Annotated in this window: 6 protein-coding genes and 1 pseudogene; 6 read left to right on the forward strand and 1 reads right to left on the reverse strand. The window is 68.6% G+C overall.

Features of this window, described 5'->3' with window-relative positions; all coding sequences use genetic code 11:
• On the reverse strand, positions 1-927 hold a 927-nt coding region (locus ACTIFJ_RS14620; protein ID WP_439534845.1), incomplete at its 3' end, for a TonB-dependent receptor.
• Positions 928-1087: 160 nt separating this feature from the next.
• Here ACTIFJ_RS14620 and ACTIFJ_RS14625 point away from each other — a divergent pair.
• The 6 genes and pseudogenes from ACTIFJ_RS14625 to ACTIFJ_RS14650 all read left to right on the forward strand — a co-directional run.
• A complete protein-coding gene (locus ACTIFJ_RS14625; RefSeq protein WP_439534846.1) occupies positions 1088-1405 on the forward strand; it encodes a zinc-finger domain-containing protein in 318 nt (105 codons plus the stop codon).
• A complete protein-coding gene (locus ACTIFJ_RS14630) occupies positions 1320-2333 on the forward strand; it encodes a hypothetical protein (RefSeq protein WP_439534847.1) in 1014 nt (337 codons plus the stop codon). Before ACTIFJ_RS14625 ends, ACTIFJ_RS14630 begins: the two co-directional genes overlap by 86 nt.
• A 20-nt stretch (positions 2334-2353) precedes the next feature.
• Positions 2354-3790, forward strand: coding sequence for a metalloprotease TldD (gene tldD, locus ACTIFJ_RS14635; protein ID WP_439534848.1), 1437 nt, complete (start codon positions 2354-2356; stop codon positions 3788-3790).
• A gap of 10 nt (positions 3791-3800) precedes the next feature.
• Complete coding sequence (locus ACTIFJ_RS14640) at positions 3801-4157, forward strand: DUF2784 domain-containing protein (protein ID WP_439534849.1); 357 nt, start codon at positions 3801-3803, stop codon at positions 4155-4157.
• On the forward strand, positions 4157-4357 hold the full coding sequence (locus tag ACTIFJ_RS14645; protein ID WP_439534850.1) for a putative signal transducing protein: 201 nt from the start codon (positions 4157-4159) through the stop codon (positions 4355-4357). The genes ACTIFJ_RS14640 and ACTIFJ_RS14645 overlap by 1 nt, the downstream gene beginning before the upstream one ends.
• Positions 4358-4702: 345 nt before the next feature.
• Positions 4703-5836, forward strand: a pseudogene (locus ACTIFJ_RS14650) (hypothetical protein); the annotation flags it as partial.

Genomic DNA, 5836 nt, shown 5'->3' on the forward strand with positions numbered 1-5836 from the left:
GACGTTGAGGTCATAGACGTTGCGCACCAGCCCCAGTTCGTCGCCCAGCGCCTGCACGCTGAACGGCGACCCGGCGATTTCCTTGAAGCTGTAGGGCGAGGTGGTGCCGCCGGTCGGCGCGAAGGTGCCGCTGGAAAAGGCCGTGCCCGGCGCCCGCTGGCCGTCATAGGTGCCGACGATATCGAGAGTGAAGCTGTCCGACGGCGTGTACCGCAGCGAGACGCGGGCGCCATATTGGTCCTGGCCGTTGAGGTCGCGCTGGCGCGGCCCGTTCGGTGTCTGCGAGGCGGCGGTGCCGGCGATGTTCGGCACCACGCCGTCGCGCAGCTTGACCGCGCCGGCGATGCGCAGTGCGATCTTGTCGTTGCCGAAGTTGACGAAGCCGTCGACCCGGCGCTGGTTGAAATTGCCATAGGCGGCGCGCAGCTCGGCCGAGGTGCCGGCCCGCGCCTTGGCGGTGATCACCGAGACGACGCCGACGGCGGCGGCGGTGCCGAACAGCGTCGACTGCGGGCCTTTCACCACCTCGACCCGCTCGAGGTCATAGAGGTCGAAATAGCTGCCGCGCGACCGTGAGACGTCGATGCCGTTCAGATAGACGGTGACAGCCGGCGAGCCCTGCGACGAGCCACTGTCCGAGGTGATGCCGCGGATGACGAAGCCCGGGTTGTTCGGGCTCTGCTCCTGAATGTTGAGGCCCGGCACATAGGCAGCGAGCTGGTCGAACTGGGTGACGCCGAGCTCGCGCAGCGTGCGGCCCGAATAGGCGGTGACCGTAACCGGCACGTCGACCAGTCGCTGCTCGATCTTCTGGGCGGTGATGATGATCTCGTCGGCGAGGCCGGTGGCCGCGCTGCTGTCCGCCGTCGCCTGGGCGAATGCCGGGCTCGCCATCAGCATGGCGGAAGCAAGAAGAAGTGCGCGCATCTGATACCCCTGTGGTCGTGTTGGAATTGGCTTCACAGAGGCCGGTTGCCCGATGGACGTGACAATCCGGTATCGTTTCCAAGTCATTTATATTGCACCGCCGCGATGCGACCTTTCGGCAACAGGTGACTTTGCCGGCCCTGGTTGATAGGGGATCGCCATGGACCTGATTCCGCCTCCCGAGACCCTGGTCAGCAACACCAGCCGCCTGTTCTGCGACGGCGACGAGCGCGGCGGCGACGGCCACCCCCGCGTCTGGCTGCAGATGCCGCCGACCGGCTTCGTCGATTGCCCCTATTGCGACCGCCGCTTCATCCTCGCCGGCGGCCCGGCCCACACGGAAGCAGGTGCCGCGTCGCCGGTGGCGCTGCCGGTGTCGCCGCTGCCGGCCGATGCGCCGCTGGTCGCCGATACTGGCGACCTGCCGCTGGTCGCCAGCCCCGCCGATCTTCCCGCTGGCGACCGCTCGGTTGCCTGACCGGCGCTGGCGCCACGCCGTCCTGGCGCTGGCCCTTGCCGCTGCCCCTGCGGCGGCGGACATCGCCGTCCCGCCCGGCGCGCAGCCTTATGTTGCCCTGCAGGTCAAGGACCAGCCGATGCGCGCCCGGATCGCGCTCGGTTTCGACAAGGCGCTGCTGCTCAATCTGGCGCCGGCGCAACGGGCCGGGCTGAAGATCTTCCCGCTGATCGGCAAGATGACGTTCAAGGACCCGCTGATCCCCGGCGGCGAGGCGCTGTTCCGCTTCAACCTGGTCCGCGTCGCCCCGCGCGGCTTTGAATCCGGCCGCATGCCGACGGTCTGGGTCGACAAGCCGATCGCCGACGATGCCGATGGCATCCTCTCGGCGCTGGCGCTGAGCGGCGACCGGCTGGTCTTCCGCCTCGGCCCGGACCGCCCCGGCGCCCGCCGCTACACGCTGCCGCGCAAGAGTGGCGGCTCGGCGTCCATGGCGGCGCGGGTGGCCGGCGAAAAACTTCGCCTGACGCTCGAGCTCAATTCGCTCGAAACGATCGTCAACGCCCGCGCCGCCGAGGCGCTGCTCGCCGCCGGGCTGGTGCGCCGGCTGGACAAGGTCGGCCTGTGGCGGCCGTTCCCCGGCGTCGCGCTGCCGTTCCAGCGGCTGGAGGCGATGCCCGGGGCCACGCTGCTCGGCCTGCCGATCCGCAACGCCGCCGTGCGGATCACCGAGGCCGAGGCGCGGCGCATCGACGCGCGCGCCGCCGCCGGCACCTCGACCGAACTCGATGACGAGGATGCCATCACCGTCACCGCCAGCGCCGGCCGTGCAGGCGGCCGCAAGCCCTGGGTGCTGATTGGCCGGGACACGCTCAATTCCTGCAGCACCATCGCCCTCGATCGCCCCGGCAAGGCCTGGCTGCTCGACTGCCTCTTTGACGCGTCCTGACCAGCCCCTATATCAGGAGCATGGACATCTCCCGCACAGACCCCTCGCAGTATTTCTATGGTGACGGCGCGCTCGACCCCGCCCGCACCGAGCGCCTTGTCGCCGACGCCCTCAACGGCTGCGACGACGGCGAGCTCTACCTCCAATATGCGGTCTCGGAGAGCTTCGGCTTCGACGACGGCCGGCTGAAGTCCGCCACCTATGACAGCCAGAAGGGTTTTGGCCTGCGCGGTGTCGCCGGCGAGATGACCGCCTTCGCCCATGCCAACGAGCTGTCAGACGCCGCCATTCGCCGCGCCGCCGAGACGGTCGGGCTGGTCAAGGGCGGCCGCGACGCGATCATGGCGCCGCCGCCGGTCGGTACCAACGCCAAACGCTACATCGACACCAACCCGCTGCTCGGCAAGGATTTCGCCTCCAAGGTGGCGCTGATGCAGCAGATCGACGTCGCAGCCCGCGCCCGCGATCCGCGCGTCGTCCAGGTCTCCGCCAGCCTGATCGGCTCTTGGAGCGTCATCGAGATCGTCCGCGCCGATGGCCAGCGCCTGCGCGACATCCGCCCGCTGGTCCGCCTCAACGTCCAGATCGTCACCGAAGCCAATGGCCGGCGCGAGACCGGCTTCCACGGCTGCGGCGGCCGCTACCTCTATGACGGGCTGTTCACTCCCGAGACCTGGAACGAGGCGATCGATATCGCGCTCGCCAATGCATTGACCAACCTCGAGTCCGTCGCCGCCCCGGCCGGCGAGATGCCGGTGGTGCTCGGCCCTGGCTGGCCCGGCATCCTGCTGCATGAGGCCGTTGGCCACGGCCTCGAAGGCGATTTCAACCGCAAGGGCACCAGCGCCTTCTCCGGCCGCATCGGCGAGCAGGTCGCCGCCAAGGGCGTCACCGTCGTCGACGATGGCAGCATCGATCACCGCCGCGGCTCGCTGACCATCGATGACGAGGGCACCCCGACCAGCCGCACCGTGCTGATCGAGGACGGCATCCTCAAGGGTTACATGCAGGATCGGCTGAACGCCCGGTTGATGGGCATGGCCCCCACCGGCAACGGCCGCCGCGAGAGCTTCGCCCATGCCCCGATGCCGCGGATGACCAACACCTTCATGACCGCCGGCACCGAAGACCCGGGCGAAATCCTGCGCAGCGTCAAGAAGGGCATCTACGCCAAGAGCTTCGGCGGCGGCCAGGTCGATATCACCTCGGGCAAGTTCGTCTTCACCTGCACCGAGGCGTATAAAATCGAGGACGGCAAGATCGGCGCCCCGGTCAAGGGCGCGACGCTGATCGGCAATGGCCCGGAGGCGATGCGCGGCATCACCGCCATCGGCAACGACCTCAAGCTCGATGAAGGCGTCGGCGTCTGCGGCAAGGGCGGCCAGTCGGTCCCCGCCGGCGTCGGCCAGCCGACCCTGCGCATCGAGGGGCTGACTGTGGGCGGCACCGCATCCTGAAGGCCGCGCCATGAACCCCGCACTCGCCGCCGATGCGGTGATGCTGGTGCATTTCGCCTTCATCCTGTTCGCCCTGCTCGGCGCCGCGCTGTTGGTGCGCTGGCCCTGGCTGATCTGGCTGCACATCCCGGCGCTGGCCTGGGGCGTCTGGATCGAGCTGTCCGGCGGCCTATGCCCGCTCACCCCGCTCGAGATCGAGCTGCGCGAAAAGGCCGGCCAGGCCGGCTACCGAGGCGGCTTCATCGATCATTATCTGACCCCGATCATCTACCCCGAGGGGCTGACCCGCGGCACCCAGATGCAGTTCGCCGCCATCCTGGTGGCGGTCAACCTGTTCTTCTACGCCCGCTTCCGCCAGTCCCGCTGATGCCGCTGGTCGTCCTCGACACCGTCTATGACCGCTATCAGGCCGAGCTGATCCGCAGCCGCCTCGATGCCGGCGGCATCGACTCCGTGCTGTTCGACGACGGCATCGCCTCGCTGATCGGCGGCGGCATCTCCGGTGTCCGGATCATGGTGCTCGACGAGGATGAGTGCGACGCACGCGCCCTGCTGGCTGCCCAATAAATGGTCAGGCGTTGTGCAGTGCATCAGATTCGAGCAGCACTCATGCCTGCCTGATTTTAGAATCGTTCTATATCAGTGATTTAGAAATTGGCACGGTCCATGCATAAGAGGGGATGAGAGTTTCGCAGGCCAAAGCCTGCACCCGAGGTTCCTCCCCAAGGAAACCGACTGGCCCGGACGGCAACGTCCGGGCCACTTTTTTGGGGTGCCCGCCCGCCCGATATTTCCGAACATTGCACCGCCACCATAACCCGGAAATCCCCCTGACACATCCAGCGCCAACGAGAGTCCGGCCGCCCCGGTAGCGCCCCGTTGCCATCGCGGCCTGAAAAAGGGCTATTGGCATTGATCGTGTTTCCCCCGCGCCGGCACCTGCTGCTTTCTGCCGCGTGCCTCCTCGCCCCGGTCCCGGTGACCGCCCAGACCCTCGCCATCACCTCGAGCCAGACCACGCCGGTCGCCACCTCGACCGCCGTTAGCGCCGCCCCCGGCGATGTGTCGATCACCTCTGACGGGTCGATCACCGTCGCCGGCACCACTCCGGCCCTGCTTATCGATTCGAACAACAGCGTCACCAACGCCGGCACCGTCACCTCCACCGCCGCCTCGAACGCCGTCGCTGTCCAGATCGCCGGCACCGGCCTCACCGCCGCCACCCTCGTCAACAATGCCGGCATCGCCCTTACCGGCACCGACGGCAGCGGCAATATCGGCCTGCTCGTCTCGGGCAATGCCGTCGCCGGATCGATCAGCTCCGGCCCCTCCGGCTATATCAGCGTCACCGGCGACAACGCCCTGGGCGTCTCGATCGCCGCCCCGTTCACCGGCAACATCGCCATCCGCACCGCCGCCGTCAGCGGCAGCAACTCGACCGCCGTCTCGGTCACCGCGCCGGTCACCGGCGACCTGACACTGCTCGGCACCAACAGCTCGTCCGGCGTCGGCGGCAACGGCCTGCTCATCGCCGCCCCCGTCTCGGGCACCCTGCGCAACGCCGGCACCATCACCGCCGGCTCCACCCGCTCGGTCGCCGACGACAGCACGGTCACGCTCGGCAACAACGCCAATGCCGGCGTCCGGATCAGCGCCGATGTCGGCGCCGGCGTCCTCAACGACCGCTATTATGTCGATGCCGATGGCGTCGAGGTGCCGACCGCCGAGATCGACACCACCACCGACACGCTGGTCACCGCCTATATCGCCGCCACCGGCACCGCCCCGGCGCTGTGGATCGCCCCGGAGGGCACGGCGCCTGTCACCATCGGCGCCGGCGCCAGCGGCTATGCGCTGCTTAACCGCGGCCAGATCCAGGCCACCTATGGCAATATCGGCGCCGCCACCACCGCCGTCCGCATCGGCGGCGGCGGCGCGGCGACGGTGATGAACGGCGGCATCCTCCAGGAAAGCACCGGCGTCATCATCGCCGGCAGCTATGATGCCAGCGCCACCGCGCTTCATCTGGCGGCCGGCGCGTCGGTG

This window comes from Polymorphobacter sp., from assembly GCF_051860865.1.
GTDB lineage: Bacteria > Pseudomonadota > Alphaproteobacteria > Sphingomonadales > Sphingomonadaceae > Sandarakinorhabdus.

What these genes read in the sequence shown, in the direction of transcription:
- ACTIFJ_RS14640 (WP_439534849.1), top strand. Translation starts at nt 3,801, where the DNA reads ATGAACCCCGCACTCGCCGCCGATGCGGTGATGCTGGTGCATTTCGCC.
- ACTIFJ_RS14645 (WP_439534850.1), top strand. Translation starts at nt 4,157, where the DNA reads ATGCCGCTGGTCGTCCTCGACACCGTCTATGACCGCTATCAGGCCGAG.
- ACTIFJ_RS14625 (WP_439534846.1), top strand. Translation starts at nt 1,088, where the DNA reads ATGGACCTGATTCCGCCTCCCGAGACCCTGGTCAGCAACACCAGCCGC.
- ACTIFJ_RS14630 (WP_439534847.1), top strand. Translation starts at nt 1,320, where the DNA reads ATGCGCCGCTGGTCGCCGATACTGGCGACCTGCCGCTGGTCGCCAGCC.
- tldD (WP_439534848.1), top strand. Translation starts at nt 2,354, where the DNA reads ATGGACATCTCCCGCACAGACCCCTCGCAGTATTTCTATGGTGACGGC.